Annotated in this window: 16 protein-coding genes; 15 read left to right on the top strand and 1 reads right to left on the bottom strand. The window is 63.2% G+C overall.

Features of this window, described 5'->3' with window-relative positions; translation table 11 throughout:
• Nucleotides 1–16 precede the first annotated feature (16 nt).
• From N8A98_RS03195 to N8A98_RS03140, 12 genes are all read left to right on the top strand, one after another.
• Complete coding sequence (locus N8A98_RS03195; RefSeq protein ID WP_262169112.1) at nt 17–1,555, top strand: ABC transporter substrate-binding protein; 1,539 nt, start codon at nt 17–19, stop codon at nt 1,553–1,555.
• A 70-nt stretch (nt 1,556–1,625) separates the two neighbouring features.
• Nucleotides 1,626–2,810 carry a M24 family metallopeptidase gene (locus N8A98_RS03190; protein ID WP_262169111.1) on the top strand — a complete coding sequence of 395 codons (1,185 nt, stop codon included), beginning with the start codon at nt 1,626–1,628 and terminating at the stop codon, nt 2,808–2,810.
• Complete coding sequence (locus N8A98_RS03185) at nt 2,807–3,328, top strand: ABC transporter permease family protein (protein WP_262169109.1); 522 nt, start codon at nt 2,807–2,809, stop codon at nt 3,326–3,328. The genes N8A98_RS03190 and N8A98_RS03185 overlap by 4 nt, the downstream gene beginning before the upstream one ends.
• A 276-nt stretch (nt 3,329–3,604) precedes the next feature.
• Nucleotides 3,605–3,856: a M24 family metallopeptidase gene (locus tag N8A98_RS03180; RefSeq protein WP_262169107.1), complete on the top strand. Its 252-nt coding sequence runs from the start codon at nt 3,605–3,607 to the stop codon at nt 3,854–3,856.
• Complete coding sequence (locus N8A98_RS03175; protein WP_262169104.1) at nt 3,853–4,833, top strand: ABC transporter permease; 981 nt, start codon at nt 3,853–3,855, stop codon at nt 4,831–4,833. The genes N8A98_RS03180 and N8A98_RS03175 overlap by 4 nt, the downstream gene beginning before the upstream one ends.
• Nucleotides 4,834–4,838: 5 nt before the next feature.
• Nucleotides 4,839–5,684 carry an ABC transporter permease gene (locus tag N8A98_RS03170; RefSeq protein ID WP_113121768.1) on the top strand — a complete coding sequence of 282 codons (846 nt, stop codon included), beginning with the start codon at nt 4,839–4,841 and terminating at the stop codon, nt 5,682–5,684.
• 32 nt (nt 5,685–5,716) lie between these two features.
• Nucleotides 5,717–6,661 (top strand): succinylglutamate desuccinylase/aspartoacylase family protein, encoded by a 945-nt coding sequence (locus N8A98_RS03165; protein ID WP_262169102.1) that lies wholly within the window; start codon nt 5,717–5,719, stop codon nt 6,659–6,661.
• Nucleotides 6,662–6,716: 55 nt separating this feature from the next.
• A complete protein-coding gene (locus tag N8A98_RS03160; RefSeq protein ID WP_262169100.1) occupies nt 6,717–7,721 on the top strand; it encodes an ABC transporter ATP-binding protein in 1,005 nt (334 codons plus the stop codon).
• Complete coding sequence (locus tag N8A98_RS03155; protein WP_262169098.1) at nt 7,711–8,685, top strand: ABC transporter ATP-binding protein; 975 nt, start codon at nt 7,711–7,713, stop codon at nt 8,683–8,685. Before N8A98_RS03160 ends, N8A98_RS03155 begins: the two co-directional genes overlap by 11 nt.
• A gap of 11 nt (nt 8,686–8,696) precedes the next feature.
• Entirely contained in the window at nt 8,697–9,932 is a 1,236-nt protein-coding gene (locus N8A98_RS03150; RefSeq protein ID WP_262169096.1) for a metal-dependent hydrolase family protein, read from the top strand.
• Nucleotides 9,933–9,986: 54 nt separating this feature from the next.
• Nucleotides 9,987–10,367 (top strand): CidA/LrgA family protein, encoded by a 381-nt coding sequence (locus tag N8A98_RS03145; RefSeq protein WP_262169093.1) that lies wholly within the window; start codon nt 9,987–9,989, stop codon nt 10,365–10,367.
• Nucleotides 10,364–11,083, top strand: coding sequence for an LrgB family protein (locus tag N8A98_RS03140; RefSeq protein WP_262169091.1), 720 nt, complete (start codon nt 10,364–10,366; stop codon nt 11,081–11,083). Before N8A98_RS03145 ends, N8A98_RS03140 begins: the two co-directional genes overlap by 4 nt.
• Here the strand turns inward: N8A98_RS03140 and N8A98_RS03135 are convergent.
• On the bottom strand, nt 11,080–11,916 hold the full coding sequence (locus N8A98_RS03135; protein ID WP_262169089.1) for a helix-turn-helix domain-containing protein: 837 nt from the start codon (nt 11,914–11,916) through the stop codon (nt 11,080–11,082). The two genes, N8A98_RS03140 and N8A98_RS03135, sit on opposite strands and share 4 nt — an antisense overlap.
• Nucleotides 11,917–12,170: 254 nt before the next feature.
• On the opposite strand from N8A98_RS03135, the gene N8A98_RS03130 reads away from it, so the two are divergent.
• The 3 genes from N8A98_RS03130 to N8A98_RS03120 all read left to right on the top strand — a co-directional run bounded on the left by N8A98_RS03130 (nt 12,171) and on the right by N8A98_RS03120 (nt 15,359).
• A complete protein-coding gene (locus N8A98_RS03130; protein ID WP_262169087.1) occupies nt 12,171–13,475 on the top strand; it encodes an ABC transporter substrate-binding protein in 1,305 nt (434 codons plus the stop codon).
• A 76-nt stretch (nt 13,476–13,551) separates the two neighbouring features.
• The gene (locus N8A98_RS03125) at nt 13,552–14,481 is read left to right on the top strand and encodes a carbohydrate ABC transporter permease (RefSeq protein ID WP_262169085.1); all 930 of its coding nucleotides are present in this window, start codon (nt 13,552–13,554) and stop codon (nt 14,479–14,481) included.
• On the top strand, nt 14,478–15,359 hold the full coding sequence (locus N8A98_RS03120) for a carbohydrate ABC transporter permease (protein WP_262169082.1): 882 nt from the start codon (nt 14,478–14,480) through the stop codon (nt 15,357–15,359). Before N8A98_RS03125 ends, N8A98_RS03120 begins: the two co-directional genes overlap by 4 nt.
• Nucleotides 15,360–15,361 lie beyond the last annotated feature (2 nt).

Genomic DNA, 15,361 nt, shown 5'->3' with positions numbered 1-15,361 from the left:
AAAGGGAAAACAGGGAATGAAACGCTTTCTTTTGACCACCAGCGCCATCGTGGCGCTCAGCTTCATGCCGGCCCATATGGCCATGGCACAGGATGCCCAGACCGTCGTCGTCGGCACCGATGTCGATGCCGGCACGCTCGATCCGCGCCTCACCCGCGACACCACCGCCTCGCGCACGGCCGACCTGATCTATGCGGGCCTCGTCCACATCACCCCGGCGCTGGAACCGGTGCCGGACCTGGCCGAAAGCTGGGAAAATCCCGATCCGCAGACCTTCATCTTCAAGCTCCGCCCGGACCTGAAATTCTCCGACGGCAGCCCGCTGACCGCCGATGACGTGGTCTTCACCTACACCACCCTGATCGATCCCGATTTCAACGCCCCCGCCCGCGCACTCTACACTCCGATCACTACCGTCGAGGCCGTCGATCCGCTCACCGTCAAGTTCACCCTCAGCGCCCCCTATGCCCCGCTACTGAGCTATCTCGACGTCGGCATCGTGCCCAAGGCGCTGGTCGAAGGCGGCGCCGATCTGGCGCTCAATCCGGTTGGCGCCGGCCCGATGAAGCTCGTGTCGTGGAACCGCGGCAGCGAAATCACACTCGAGGCCAATGCCAATTACTGGCGCGGCGCGCCCGAAATCGAAAACGTGACCATCAAGATCATCGGCGACAACTCCGCCCGCGCCCAGGCTTTTGAAGCCGGCGATCTCGACGTGATCCAGTCCCCGCTCTCCCCGCAGGATATCGAGCGCCTCAAGGCCGACGACCGCTTCGGCAATGTCATCACCGCCGGCCTTGGCGTGAACTACCTCAACTTCAACACCAAGGACCCGCTGCTGGCCGACCCCAAGATGCGCCAGGCATTCGCGATGCTGGTGGATCAGGAAACCATCGTCAACGACATCTACCAGGGCGTCGATCAGGTCGCGCACTCGATCATCCTGCCCTCGTCCTGGGCCTATTCCGATACCATTTCCCAGCCCACTTTCAATGTTGAAGGCGCCGTTGCCCTGTTCAACGAACTGGGCTGGACCGACAGCAATGGCGATGGCGTTCTCGACAAGGACGGCAAGGATCTGGCCGTGACGCTGGCGACCCACAGCGAAGACCCCAATCGCGTGCAGACCGTGGAATACATGCAGGCCATCTTTGAATCGGCCGGCGTCAAGGCGACCGCACAGATTTCCGATTGGCCATCCTTCTCGACCAATTACGTCCAGAAGAGCCTGCACCAGATCGCGCTGCTGGGCTGGCTCAACATCGTCGATCCCGATCGCCTGATGTTCGCCCAGCTCACCACGGGCGGCTCGACCAATTGGGGCGGCTATTCCAATCCCGAAGTCGATACTCTCCTGCAGGACGGCCGCTCGACCCTTGATCAGGCCGAACGCGTCAAGGATTACCAGGCCGCCGCCACGATCCTGGCGCAGGATCTGCCCTATTACATCGTCTCGGCCCAGGGCTACCAGATGTTCTATTCCAAGGACATTCCGGTGACCGTGCAGGCCACTCCGCGCGGCAATCTGCGCGGCCTTATCGGCTTCACCGATTGATTTCCTGACGACTGCGGCCGGCATCTGCCCGATGTCGGCCGGCTTTTTTCCAAAGTTCATGAGACGATAGATGGCGTTCCACCAGGTCCTCGGACACGACTATTATGCCAAGGTTCACGCCGATATCCGCAAGCGCATGGCCGCTGCGGGCATCGACCTGCTGCTGCTCGATTCCAACGACGACGTGATCTACACCACCGGCTTCTCGCACTACACCACCGAGCGCCCAGTGGTCTTCGCCATCAGCCATGACGGCGCCTGGCTGCTGCTGCCCAAGCTCGAAGAGAGCCACGCGGCGCACCAGAATATCGCCGCCGAACCCATCGTCTATTTCGAATTCCCCGGCATTGACCGGCCCTTCGACGTGCTCGGCCGCGCCTTCCCCGACATGACCGGCGTCGTCGCCTATAGCCACGCCATTTCGCTCGCCCGCGTCAGCCAGATCGAGGCGGCGTTCCCCAATGCCAGCCGCGTCGTGCCGGCCAATATCGTCCAGCAGATGCGGCTGATCAAATATCCCGAGGAAATCGTGCTGCACCGCGAGGCGGCGCGGATTTCTGATGAGATGGTGGTGGCCGGTGTCGGTCTCATTGCCGAGGCCATGGCATCGGGCGGCACGCTGCCCAGCGAGATCGAAATCGAATCCTTCGTCTCGCGCCACGCCATGAAGATCATGCATGAAGAGCATGCCGATCTGATGCTGGTGCAGGGCCTGGCCAGTGGCCTGGTCTATTCCGGCGCCCGCTCGGCCTTTCCCCATGGCATGCCCACCGGCAATCCGGTCAAGCGGGGCGAAAGCATCATTCTCTCGCTCGGCTGCCGCGTCGGTGGCCGTGCCGCCGAAAGCGAACGCACCCTGTTCATCGGCGAACCCAGCAAGATCCAGCTTGATCATTATGCCGTGGCCTACGAAGCCCAGCGCATGGCAACTGCCGCGCTGATCGCCGGCCACACCTGTGCCTCCGCCGATAACCTCGCCCTCGCCTTCATCCGCGACAGCGGCATGTCCGATTATCTGCTGCACCGCGTCGGCCATGGCATGGGCGTGATGTTCCATGAAGCGCCATGGGTGGAAGCGGGCGACGAGACCATTCTCGAGCCCGGCATGATCACCTCGAGCGAGCCGGCAATCTTCGTGCCCGGCTTTGCCGGCTACCGCATTGCCGACACCGTGCTGATCACCGCCGAAGGTCCCGATAGCATGACCCATTACCCCCGCAAGATCGACGACGTCGTGATCGGCTCGACCTCATGATCGCCTATATCGTCCGCCGGCTATTGCTGCTCATCCCCATGGCCATCGGCCTGGTCGTGGTGACATTCGGCCTGCTGCTGCTCATCCCAGGCGACCCGGCGGCCGTCCTCCTCGGACAAGACGCGACGCCTGAAGCCATTCTCAATCTGCGCAATGCGCTAGGCCTCAACGATCCCTGGTATATCCGCCTCTGGGACTATTTCGCTGCGCTCCTGCACGGCGATATAGTCCCAGAAGGGCGCAGACTATCTCCATCGTTGAACCCTGGCGCGACCGCCCAGGTGGGCTCAACTTCAGGCGTCGCGTCTTGTCCGAAGAACGGCCGCCGGGTCGCCTGGGATGAGCGAGCAGGCGGCCAGATCTTCACCGATGGCCATGAAATGAGCGGCAACGCCGGCAGTTGCGCCCTGGGCGATCATGTCGAGCCGATCACGACGTCGTCGATCCTGCGGGGATATGGGTCGTTATTATCGAGACCTTCGGCGAGCGTCAGCGCAGTATTGTCGGCAATGCGATAGCCGGCAAAGCCGAGCACGGCGTTGCCGGCTCTCGGTGATCATGCCGGGCTCAGCCAGTTCTCGTCGCCGCTCCTGTGGCGCTTCGTGGAACATCGCCAGCCATGGCCCGACGCGGTACGGTATCGGACATGCCGCTGTCGCGGATGAAGGCGAGGGTATCGGCGGAGAACACAGGTGTGGCCGGCGATCAGCGCGGCAGTTGCCATGCGCTGGGCTTCGTAGTACACCTGTGCCTCCGCCGATAACCTCGCCCTCGCCTTCATCCGCGACAGCGGCATGTCCGATTATCTGCTGCACCGCGTCGGCCATGGCATGGGCGTGATGTTCCATGAAGCGCCATGGGTGGAAGCGGGCGACGAGACCATTCTCGAGCCCGGCATGATCACCTCGAGCGAGCCGGCAATCTTCGTGCCCGGCTTTGCCGGCTACCGCATTGCCGACACCGTGCTGATCACCGCCGAAGGTCCCGATAGCATGACCCATTACCCCCGCAAGATCGACGACGTCGTGATCGGCTCGACCTCATGATCGCCTATATCGTCCGCCGGCTATTGCTGCTCATCCCCATGGCCATCGGCCTGGTCGTGGTGACATTCGGCCTGCTGCTGCTCATCCCAGGCGACCCGGCGGCCGTCCTCCTCGGACAAGACGCGACGCCTGAAGCCATTCTCAATCTGCGCAATGCGCTAGGCCTCAACGATCCCTGGTATATCCGCCTCTGGGACTATTTCGCTGCGCTCCTGCACGGCGATATGGGTACCTCGATCTTCCAGAACCAACCCGTGGCCGAGATCATCGCCGGCCGGCTCGGCGCCACCATCGAACTGGCCGTCGTGTCGCTGGTCCTCGCCACGCTGATCGGGCTGACGCTGGGTGTGCTGGCCGCCATCCGCCAGGGCTCGTTCATCGATACGGCCACCATGCTCTTCGCCCAGCTCGGCGTCTCCATGCCGGTCTATTGGCTGGGCCTGCTGCTCATGCTGCTGTTTGCTGTGCAACTGGGCTGGCTCCCTGCCATCGGCCGCGGCGTGCCGCTGCATGAAGCCCTGTTTGCCGCGCTCACCGGCCGCCCGCAGGTCCTCTGGGACTCGATCAGCCACATCGCCCTGCCGGCACTGGCTCTGGCCGCCAATTCGGCCGCCATCATCTCCCGGCTGGTGCGCGCCTCCATGCTCGAAGTGCTGCGCGAGGATTTCGTGCGCACCGCCTATGCCAAGGGCCTGCGCCGGGGCAGGGTGGTCGTCCGCCACGCCCTGCGCAATGCCCTGCTGCCCGTGCTCAGCGTCATCGGCCTGCGCTTCGGTGCGCTGCTTGGCGGCGCGGTGCTGACCGAATCCATCTTTGCCTGGCCGGGCTTGGGCCAGCTCACCATCGCGGCCATTTCGCAGCGCGACCTGCCGCTCATTCAGGGCATCGTGCTGACCTTCGCCATCGTCTTCGCGCTGGTCAATCTGGTGGTCGATCTCCTCTATGCCGCGGTTGATCCGCGCATCCGCCTCGGGTGACCTCCATGCGTTTGCCAAAAGCCTTCCAGAATACCTCGCTCATGGTCGGGGCCGCGATTTCCCTCGCCATTATCCTCTGCGCCATTTTCGCGCCCTATGTGGCCACCCATGGCGTCGAACAGATGGATATGCGCAACCGCTTTGCCCTGCCCACGGCGCAGCACCTGCTCGGCACCGATAATTTCGGCCGCGATCTGTGGTCGCGCATGGTGTTCGGCGCCCGCATTTCGCTGACCATTGCCATCATCTCGGTGGTCTGCTCGGCCGCTATCGGCACCGTGGTCGGCCTTGTCGCCGGTTATTTCGGCGGCTGGGTCGATCAGCTCCTGATGCGCATCACCGATATCTTCCTCGGCTTCCCCGCCATCGTGCTGGCGCTGGCCATCGTCGCGGTGCTCGGGCCGGGCGTGCTCAACGTTTCCTTTGCCATCATTGTCGTGGCTTGGACCGAATATGCCCGCGTTGTCCGCTCGACCACACTGGTGCTGCGCGAACAAAACTACGTGCAGGCCGCCCGCGCGCTCGGGGCTAGCCCCATCCGCATCATCTTCAAGGAAGTGCTGCCCAATGCGCTGGGCCCGATCATCGTGCTCGCCTCGCTCGGCCTGGGCACCGCCATCATCTCGGAATCCGCCCTGAGCTTTCTCGGCTTCGGTCTGCCGCCGCCCACCCCCACCTGGGGCTGGACGCTCTCCTACGGCACCAAATTCATGCGTGACGCGCCGTGGCTCTCCATCATTTCGGGCGCGACCATCATGGTCACCGTGCTCGGTTTCAACCTCCTGGGCGATGGGCTCAGGGACGTTCTCGATCCTCGCCAGCTGTCGCGTGGCGGGGCCAAAGCCAAATAGCTGCAAGTCTAAGTAACTAAAGGAATAATCGAATGGTAAAGTCCATCAACCAGCTTCGTCCCAAGTTCACCACCAATGCCGATGGCAGCGATGCCGTATTGTTCGTGCACGAATTGGTGGGCGAAGAAGATGGCCCCACCATCGGCATCTCGGCCTCGATCCATGGCAATGAGAATACCGGCTCACAGGCAATTCTCGAACTCTACCGCATCCTCAAGGACACCCCCCTCAAGGGCCGTATCCTGCTGCTGCCGGTTGCCAACCCGTCGGCTTTCGCGGTCAATGAGCGCTTTGCCACCATCGACAAGGTCGATCTCAATCGCCAATTCCCCGGCAGCCCCAAGGGCACCTATAGCCAGCAGCTCGCCCATGCCCTGACCGAGCATTATTTCAACGTCATCGACATGCATATCGACCTGCATAGCGGCACCGATCGCCCCACCGTCGACTATGTCTATATCTGGAACGACGAGCAGCTTTCCCGCGCCTTCGGCTCCAAGCTGCTCTACCGCCCGGTCGAGAACAAGCAGGGCACCGTCTTCGGCGGCACCACCAAATCGGTCACCCTCGACAAGCGCAATATCCCGGTCTCGGTCATCGAGCTGGGCGGCGGTATTCTCGATCAGACGCCCTATATCAAGCGTACCGTCGATGGCGTGCTCAACATGCTGCGTACCAAGGGCGTCATTCCCGGCACGCCATGGGAAAATCCCAAGCAGATCGTCGTCACCGAACTGGCCGGCATCCGCCCCAGCCAGGGCGGTTGGCTCGAGCCCCTTTGCCCCGCCAATGGCGAGGTCATCAAGGCCGGCCAGCTGCTGGGCCGCGTCGTCAGCCCCTATAATTTCGAAGTGCTCGAAGAGATCCCCACCCCGTTCGCCAACGGCGTGATGATCATGCAGCACCTCACGCGCAACCTCGTCCAGAGTGGCGATTACGGCTTCATGGTGGGCAATCTCGAAGGCGCCACCGACTGATCAAAGTTCGGCATCGCGGTGCTTCTGCGATGCTCACAAGAAGGAAACGACAACGATGAGTGTCCTCCCACACGCTTCCCCGGCGCCGGTCCTCCAAGTCACCGATCTCGACATCGAGATCCGTGGCGCCAATGGATCATTCGCTGTCGTTTCCGACATGAACCTTTCGGTGCGGGCAGGGGAAACCCTGTGCATCGTGGGGGAAAGTGGCTGCGGCAAGTCGATGACTGCCCTCTCGCTGCTGCGGCTATTGCCGGAGGCGGCCCAGGTCGCTTCCGGCAAGATTTTGATCGATGGCAAGGATTTCCTCGCCATGACCCAGCGCCAGGTCGAGGATTTCCGCGGCGAGCAGATCGCCATGATCTTCCAGGAGCCGCTGACCGCGCTCAATCCCGTGCTCAAGATCGGCGAGCAGATTGCCGAAGCGGTGCGCCAGCACCGCAAATGCAGCCACAAACAGGCCCGCGCCCGCGCCATCGAAGCCCTGCAACTGGTGCAGATGCCCGATCCCGAACGCCGGGCGGGCCAATATCCGCATGAGCTGTCCGGCGGCATGCGCCAGCGCGCCATGATCGCTTTGGCCCTGTCCTGCGACCCCAAGATCATCATTGCCGACGAACCGACCACCGCGCTCGACGTGACCATTCAGGCGCAAATTCTGGGTCTGATCTCGGACCTGCAAAAGCGCCTCGGCACCGCGCAAATCCTCATCACCCACGATCTGGGCGTGGTGTCCGAAGTCGCCGACCGGGTCATCGTCATGTATGCCGGCCGCAAGGTCGAAGAAGCCAGCATCTACGATCTCTTCGACCGCCCCTTCCACCCCTACACAATTGGGTTGATGGGCGCCGTGCCGCGTGCCGGCGCCTCCAGCGAAGCCGGCGACCGCCTGGCCGATATTTCCGGCACGGTGCCGCCCCTTTGGGACCTGCCCAAGGGCTGCGCCTTTGCCCCGCGCTGCCCCAATGCCTCGGCGCGCTGCCTCACCGAGCGCCCGCCATTCGAAGAAAAACGCCCCGGTCACTGGGCCGCCTGCTGGGAGCACGACGATGCAGCCTGATCAAACCCCCTTGCTCAGCGTCGATAATCTGCAAGTCCATTTCCCCATCAGGGCCGGCGTCTTGCAGCGCCAGGTCGGCGCGGTCAAAGCCGTCGATGGCGTCAGCTTCACCCTGGCGCGCGGCGAAACGCTCAGCCTTGTGGGCGAAAGCGGCTGCGGCAAATCCACCACCGGACTTGCCCTGATGGGCCTCGTCAAACCGACCGGCGGGCAGGTCAATTTCGACGGCCAGGAAATCCGCAGCTTCGATCGCGCCGCGCTCAAATCCTATCGCCGCCGCATGCAGATCGTGTTTCAGGACCCGTTCTCGTCCCTCAATCCGCGCCAGCGCGTCCGCGACATCATCCGTGCTCCGCTCGATATCCACAATGTCGGCACCAAGGCCGAACGCACCGACCGCGTTGCCGAACTGATGCAGCGCGTCGGCCTGCGCCCCGATCAGGCCGACAATTTCGCCCACCAATTCTCCGGCGGCCAGCGCCAGCGCATCGGCATTGCTCGCGCCCTCGCGCTCAATCCCGATGTCATCGTCTGCGACGAACCCGTCTCGGCGCTCGACGTCTCGGTCCAGGCGCAAATCCTCAACCTCTTGAGCGATTTGCAGCGCGATCTGGGCGTGTCCTACCTGGCCGTCTCGCACGATCTGGGCGTGGTAGAATACATCTCCCACCGCGTCGCGGTCATGTATCTGGGCCGCATTGTCGAGATCGCACCCAAAACCAAAATCTTCGCCAACCCGACCCATCCCTATACCGAGCTATTGATGCGCTCGGCGCCCTCGCACGATCCGCGCAAGCGCCACCAATTCAGCGCCACCAATGACGATATCCCTAGCGCCACCCGCAAACCCTCCGGCTGCGCCTTCCACACCCGCTGCCCGCTGGCGACGGATGTGTGCAAGACAGTCGATCCCGAATTGACTGCCCGCGACGAAGGCCGTTTCGTCGCCTGCCACCACCGCTAACAGGACCGACCATGACCCAGAACTATCTCTTCACCGGCGGCCGCGTCCTTGATGCGGAGCAGGGCGTGCTGCGCGACGGCCTCGACGTGCTGGTGACCGGCGACCGCATCGCCGCCGTCGGCACGGGCCTCACCACCCCCGCCAACACCGTGGAAATCCCCCTGGGCGGCCGCACCATCATGCCTGGCCTGATCGATTGCCACGTCCATGTCGTGGCCGAAACGCTCGACCTTTGGGCCAATATGACTGCCCCATCTTCGCTCGCCGCCCTCCGCGCGGCCCGCGTGATGAACGAAGCCCTGCGCCGCGGCTTCACCACCCTGCGCGATCTGGGCGGCGCCGATTACGGCCTAGTCCGCGCGGTCAATGAGGGCCTGATCCCCGGACCGCGCCTCGTCATCTGCGGCAAGGGCCTGACCATCACTGGCGGCCACGCCGATCTCCGCCCCCGCACCGATGACCGGCCCGGCATTTTCTCGGACCGGCTGGGCTCGATGGGCCTCATCGTCGACGGCATCGACAATGTCCGCGCCGCCTGCCGCACCATGATCAAGGAGGGGGCCAGTTTCATCAAGGTCATGGCCAATGGCGGCGTCTCTTCCCCCAATGACCCCATCCATTCCATCCAATATTCCCGCGAGGAAATCCTCGCCATGGTGGAAGAAGCCGACAATGCCGGGCTCTATGTCTCGGCCCATGTCTATACCGACAAGGCCATCCGCCGCTGCGTTGAGCTGGGCGTGCATTCGCTCGAACATTGCAACCTGATCGAACCCGAAACCGCCAAGCTCGCCGCCGAAAAAGGCTGCATCGCCGTGCCCACATTGGTGGCCTATGACGCGCTGGCGCTGGAAGGCGAAGCCCTGGGCCTCGGCGCCGCCGAATTCGCCAAGATCGAGGTGGTCCGCAGCGGCGGCCTGCGCTCGCTTGAAGTCATGCGCGACGCCGGCCTGCCCATGGCCTTCGGCTCCGACCTGTTGGGCCAGCTCCGAAAATATCACGGCATGGAATTCGAAATCCTCGCCAAGGTGCTCACCCCGGCCGAAATCATCCGCTCCGCCACCATTATCGGCGCAAAACTCTGCCGCCTCGAAGGCGAAGCCGGCATCATCGCCCCCGGCGCCTCCGCCGATCTGCTGGTCATCAACGGCAACCCCCTCAGCGATATCGGGCTGCTCCAAGGCGACGGCGCCCACATGTCCGCCATCATGTCCCGCGGCACCTTCGCCAAGAACCTGCTGCAGTAGCTCTCCAAGCCCGGGCCTCCGTGCTAGCTTTCGGCACCTGAAAGGGAGTCGCCCATGCTCTTCGGACTATTCATCCTGCTGGCCTGCCAACTCGCCGGCGAAATCATCGCGCGCGGCATGGGCCTGCCCATTCCGGGCCCAGTCATCGGCATCGTCCTGCTCCTCGCCCTGCTCGCCATCCAGGGCTGGCGCCAGGGCGCCGCATCCGCCGAAACCGGCCCGGTCGCCAAATCCGCCGATGGCCTCCTCGCCAATCTGGGCCTGGTCTTCATCCCCGCCGGCGTCGGCATTTCCCAGAATTACCAATTGGTCTTCGACAATGGCCTGGCCCTCGTCGCGGCACTTGTCGTCTCGACCGTGCTGACCCTGATCGTCACCGTTGCCGTCTTCCGCTTCGTCAGCCGCCTGCTGCCGGCCAAGGAGACCCAGCCATGACCAATCCAAACTTCGACCTCTGGGTCTATCTCGCCGCTAGTCCCTTGCTCTGGCTCACCCTCACCATCGGCACCTTCCTCGCCGCCCAATGGGTCGCCAAGCGCAGCGGCTACCACCCCGTGGTCAATCCGGTGCTGATCACCATCGTCGTGGTCGTCCTGGTCCTGCGCCTGACCGGCACCACCTACGACACCTATTTCGACGGCGCCCAATTCATCCACTTCATCCTGGGCCCCGCAACCGTTGCGCTGGCCGTGCCACTCTATCGCAGCCGCCAATTGGTCAAAGCCAAAGCCCTGCCGATCCTCGCCTCCCTCGCCATCGGCGCCCCCTTCGCCATGCTCTCCGCCACCGGCATCGCCATCCTGCTCGGCGCCGCCCCCGCCATTGTCCTGGCGCTGGTCCCCAAATCGGTCACTGCGGGCATTGCGGTGGGTATTGCCGGCCAGATCGGGGGCGAACCAGCGCTCACCGCCGTCCTCGTCATCGCCACCGGCATATTGGGCGCCGTAATCGTCACCCCGCTGATGAACGCCCTAAAGATCAAAGACTACGCCGCAAGAGGCTTCGCCGCCGGCCTGACCTCCCACGGCATCGGCACCGCAAGGGCTTTCCAGGTCAATTCCGTCGCCGGCACCTTTGCCGGCCTCGCCATGGCCCTAAACGGCCTGGCCACAGCCTTCCTCGCCCCGCTGATCTTCGGCTTTTTCAGCTAGGCGACCAGCGAACTCCCCAGCGTCCGCTCGCGCCGGAAGTCCGACGCGGATTGGCCGGTGACCTTGCGGAACGATTGGCTGAAGGCGCTGAGCGAACCAAATCCGCTCTCCATCGCCACGTCGAGGATGGTGAGATCATCCTCCATCAGCAGCGACTGCGCATAGCTCAGGCGCAGCAGGGTGATATATTCGTTCAGCGTCATCCCGGTGGATTTCTTGAACACGCTCATCGCGTATTTGGGATGGATTTCGACGAACGAAGCCACATCGGCCGAGCCGATATCGTCGCGGAAATTCTCGGTAATATAGGCGCAGATATCGATGACATTGCGGAAGGAATGCGGATCGAGCGGTTCCCCCGCGCTGGCCCCGCCACCCTCCGCATCGACCACCCGATAGGGCTCGAAATTGATGCGGTTGATCCGCATCAGCAATTCGTCGATCGCATGCTCGCGCCGCATCGGATCGTCGCCGCGCATGTAGAGCGTCAGCCGGCGGAACGTCTCCTCATCGGCATGTCCCTCTTGCCGCGTTACCACCGTGGCGCCTCGCGTCAGCCGATGCATCAGGTCCGCCGCCAGCCGCAGGCGGAAGAAATGCACCAGCGGCAGGTGGATGGCGATAAGCTCGGTCCCCGGCTCGAAATGGATGGCCTGATGCGGCTGCCCGCCCCAGAAAATGCAGAGATCGCCCCCCACCAGATCCACCGTGTGGCTGGCCATGCGATAGGTCATCGCGCCCGAATAGATGAAGTTGATTTCGACCTGTGCATGCCAATGCGGAAACGGCATATCGCAGGAGGTGTTGGCGGCGGCAACCAGGCTCGTAGGCACCCGTTCCAGCTCATGAGTGAGCTGCGTCCACGCCCTTTTCTGCTGCGTCTTACCATTCCACAATTGCTTATTCCCATCCAAAGAGACGGCTTCATTCTGCTGCTCTAGGTTAGGGACAGCCTGAAACGAGCGCAAACAAAAAGCTGAGCCGGGCAGGGGGATAACCTCGCCGCGCCAGATGCCTGCGCCGTTCCGGTCTGCACCGAATACGATACGAGAGCCGCTCCATGGTGGCTGCTTCGGAGGAGAGATACATGACACTTCCAACCGGCGTCCGCGCCGCGCGAAACCTGCTTGCCGCCAGCTTTGGCGCTGTGCTGCTCGCCACTCCGGCCCTGTCCCAGGACAAGGTCGAGCTGACCTATTGGAACTGGGCGCCCCATATCGACGAAGTCATCGCCATCTGGAACGAGCAGAACCCGGACATTCACGTCACGGTCAGCCGTGCCGCCGGCGCCAATGAAATCGTCCAGAAGCTGTCGGCCGCCCACACCGCGGGCAATCCGCCCGATGTGACCAATGTCACCTATGGCGATCTGCCGGCGCTGATCGTCAATGGGCTGGTGGCCGACATCACGCCCGAAATGGCGCCGCTGAAAGATCAGATCGCCCCGGTCGCCTGGAATCTCGTCACCTTCGATGGCACCACCTGGGCCACCCCGCAGGGCACTTCGCCCATGTATTTCTTCTACCGCAAGGACCTGCTGGCCGAGCTCAATATCGAGCCGCCCAAGACCTGGGAAGAATTCGGCGCAGCAGCCAAGGCCGTGCGCGCCGCCGACCCGACTAAGTATCTCACCCAGTTCTCCACCGGCGATGCCGGCACCATGGCCGCTCTCACCCACCAGGTCGGCGCTAAATGGTGGTCGCTCGAGGGCGATCAGTGGACCGTGGATATCAACGGCCCCGAAGCCAAGAAAGTCGCCTCCTTCTGGCAGGATCTGGTCACTAGCGATGCCGTATCCGGCATGCAGGCTTTCAGCCCCGAATGGGGTGCCGCCATCGCCAATGGCAGCATTATCGGCATTATCAGCGCCGTCTGGGCGCCGCCGCTGATCCAGAACCTGGCGCCCGATACGCTGGGTGATTGGGCCGCCATTCCCCTGCCGCGCTGGAGCGAAGGCGTCGGCGCCCAATATTCCGGCGGCGTCACCGGCGGCAGCGCCACGGCCGTCTCCGCGCTGACCAAGCATCCCGAAGAGGCCAAGAAATTCGCCATCTGGATCACCAATAATGAAGAGGCGCTGGCTGCCTATGTTCGCCTGATGAACATCTGGCCGGCCAATCTTGAAGCCCGCAAGCTGCCCCAGCTGCAGGAAGCGCCTGCCTTCATCCCCGATGAAAAGAACTTCTACCAATTGGCTGGCGAGATCGATGCGGCAACCCCAACCGTTTCCTGGGGCCCCAATCGCGGCATTGCGTTCGACGCCTATGTCAACGCCATGGGCGAGGCCGTGCAGAACAAGTCCAGCTTCGCTGACGTGCTCGACGTGGTCCAGAAAGTCACCTTCGATGACATGAAGAACCAGGGCTACAACGTGGTCGAAGCGGCTCACTGATCCAACCTTTCCTCCCGGAAAGGGCGGGGCGCTTCGGCGCTCCGCTCCTCCGGGCGGTTTGCCGGAAGTTCAATTCATGACGACACCGAAAACCCATGCCAAGCGGCGCTATCGCGCCGTCCATCCGCTGGCACCCTGGCTGTTTGTCGGCCCGGCCATCATCCTGTCGCTGACCATGATCGTCGCGCCCTTCGTCTATTCCATCCTGCAGAGTCTGCGGGGCATCAAGGTGGCCGGCGGCGGGCTGGGGCGGCGCGAGGAAACCTTTGTCGGCTTCGCCAATTACGTGACGGCCGCGTTCAATCCCGAACTCTGGGCCGGCTTCGGCCGCATGCTCTGGCTGGGCGTCATCACCATTCCCATCACGCTGGGCCTGGCGCTGCTGTTTGCCCTGCTGCTCGATACGCCACGCGTGCGGCTGGCGCGGTTTTCGCGCATTTCCATCTTCCTGCCCTTCGCCGTGCCGGGCGTTATCGCCTCGCTGATGTGGGGCTTCATGTATCTGCCCGGCGTCAGCCCGTTCCGCGAATTGGCGGCCAATCTGGGCCTGCCGCAACCCAATTTCTTCACCCGCGACAGCGTGTTCTGGTCCATCGCCAATATCAATATCTGGGGTGGTGTCGGCTTCAACATGGTCATCCTCTACACCGCCCTGCGCGGCATTGGCTCCGAGCTTTACGACGCCGCTCGTGTCGATGGCTGCAATGAGTGGCAGATTGCCCGCGACATCAAATTGCCGCTGCTGCTGCCGGCACTGGTGCTGACCGGCCTGTTCTCGCTGATCGGCACCATCCAGACTTTCTCAGAGCCCACCACTCTGGCCCCGCTGACCGATGCCCTCTCCTCCACCTGGGTGCCGATGATGCTGGTCTACCGCGACACCTTCGTCGCGCAGAACGTCTATGGCGGGGCGGCCTCGGCCATGCTCATCGCCCTGATCACCATCGTGTCGTCCGTCGTCCTGTTCTGGATAACGCGCCGCCGCAGCGCCGGAGGCATGGCATGACCATGGATATCACCACCGCCCGCCAGCGGGCGCGCAGCCATCACCGCCGCATCGCCTGGCTGCCTACCATTATCCTGTTCATCGGGGCGCTCTATTGCCTCATGCCGCTCTATTGGCTGGTGGCCGCCACCAGTAAATATCCCGGCGAGCTCTTCGCGCTGCCCTCCTTCATGCCGGGCTTTAGCGGGGGCTTCATCGACAACATCGTTGGCCTCTCCAATTATCGCGGCGGGCGGTATTGGCTGTGGACCTTCAATTCGCTGCTCTTTGCCGTGGGTGGCGCCTCGCTCTCCACCATCGTTTCGGCGGCGGCGGGCTATGGCCTCGCCAAATACAATTTCGCCGGCAAGAATGTGGTCTTCGCCTTCCTGCTTGGCGCGGTGCTGATCCCCGGCGTCGTGCTGGCCGTGCCGCAATATCTGCTGATGAGCAGGATCGGGCTGGCCGGAACCTATTGGGCCGTGCTGATCCCCTCCATCCTCTCCCCGCTCGGCATCTATCTCTGCCGCATCTACGCCAATGCCGTCGTGCATGACGAATTGCTCGAAGCCGGGCGCGTCGATGGCGCCAGCGAAGGCCGCATCTTCTTCTCCATTGGCCTCGCCCCGATGATCCCCGGCCTCATCACCGTCTTCCTGCTGCAGTTCATCGGCATCTGGAACAACTTCCTGTTGCCCTTCCTGATGCTGTCCGATGAGCGCCTCTTCCCGTTGACCGTGGGCCTCTACACCATGCTCAATGCCGGCACCGAACAGCCGGGGATGTACACCTTCATCATCACCGGCGCCTTCCTCTCCATTCTTCCACTCGTCGCCCTGTTCCTGCTGTTGCAGCGCTATTGGCGGCTCGATCTCATCTCCGGCTCCGTCAAGGGCTGACG

Origin of the sequence: Devosia neptuniae (assembly GCF_025452235.1) — a bacterium.
Lineage (GTDB): Bacteria > Pseudomonadota > Alphaproteobacteria > Rhizobiales > Devosiaceae > Devosia.
The sequence above is the reverse complement of the archived record's forward strand: the minus strand, read 5'-3'. Positions and strand labels throughout refer to the sequence as shown.

Bases quoted from the DNA above. Each gene is read 5' to 3' on its own strand.
- N8A98_RS03125 (WP_262169085.1), top strand. From the start codon at position 13,552: ATGACGACACCGAAAACCCATGCCAAGCGGCGCTATCGCGCCGTCCAT.
- N8A98_RS03195 (WP_262169112.1), top strand. From the start codon at position 17: ATGAAACGCTTTCTTTTGACCACCAGCGCCATCGTGGCGCTCAGCTTC.
- N8A98_RS03140 (WP_262169091.1), top strand. From the start codon at position 10,364: ATGACCAATCCAAACTTCGACCTCTGGGTCTATCTCGCCGCTAGTCCC.
- N8A98_RS03150 (WP_262169096.1), top strand. From the start codon at position 8,697: ATGACCCAGAACTATCTCTTCACCGGCGGCCGCGTCCTTGATGCGGAG.
- N8A98_RS03170 (WP_113121768.1), top strand. From the start codon at position 4,839: ATGCGTTTGCCAAAAGCCTTCCAGAATACCTCGCTCATGGTCGGGGCC.
- N8A98_RS03120 (WP_262169082.1), top strand. From the start codon at position 14,478: ATGACCATGGATATCACCACCGCCCGCCAGCGGGCGCGCAGCCATCAC.
- N8A98_RS03180 (WP_262169107.1), top strand. From the start codon at position 3,605: ATGTCCGATTATCTGCTGCACCGCGTCGGCCATGGCATGGGCGTGATG.
- N8A98_RS03165 (WP_262169102.1), top strand. From the start codon at position 5,717: ATGGTAAAGTCCATCAACCAGCTTCGTCCCAAGTTCACCACCAATGCC.
- N8A98_RS03155 (WP_262169098.1), top strand. From the start codon at position 7,711: ATGCAGCCTGATCAAACCCCCTTGCTCAGCGTCGATAATCTGCAAGTC.
- N8A98_RS03190 (WP_262169111.1), top strand. From the start codon at position 1,626: ATGGCGTTCCACCAGGTCCTCGGACACGACTATTATGCCAAGGTTCAC.
- N8A98_RS03145 (WP_262169093.1), top strand. From the start codon at position 9,987: ATGCTCTTCGGACTATTCATCCTGCTGGCCTGCCAACTCGCCGGCGAA.
- N8A98_RS03160 (WP_262169100.1), top strand. From the start codon at position 6,717: ATGAGTGTCCTCCCACACGCTTCCCCGGCGCCGGTCCTCCAAGTCACC.
- N8A98_RS03185 (WP_262169109.1), top strand. From the start codon at position 2,807: ATGATCGCCTATATCGTCCGCCGGCTATTGCTGCTCATCCCCATGGCC.
- N8A98_RS03175 (WP_262169104.1), top strand. From the start codon at position 3,853: ATGATCGCCTATATCGTCCGCCGGCTATTGCTGCTCATCCCCATGGCC.
- N8A98_RS03130 (WP_262169087.1), top strand. From the start codon at position 12,171: ATGACACTTCCAACCGGCGTCCGCGCCGCGCGAAACCTGCTTGCCGCC.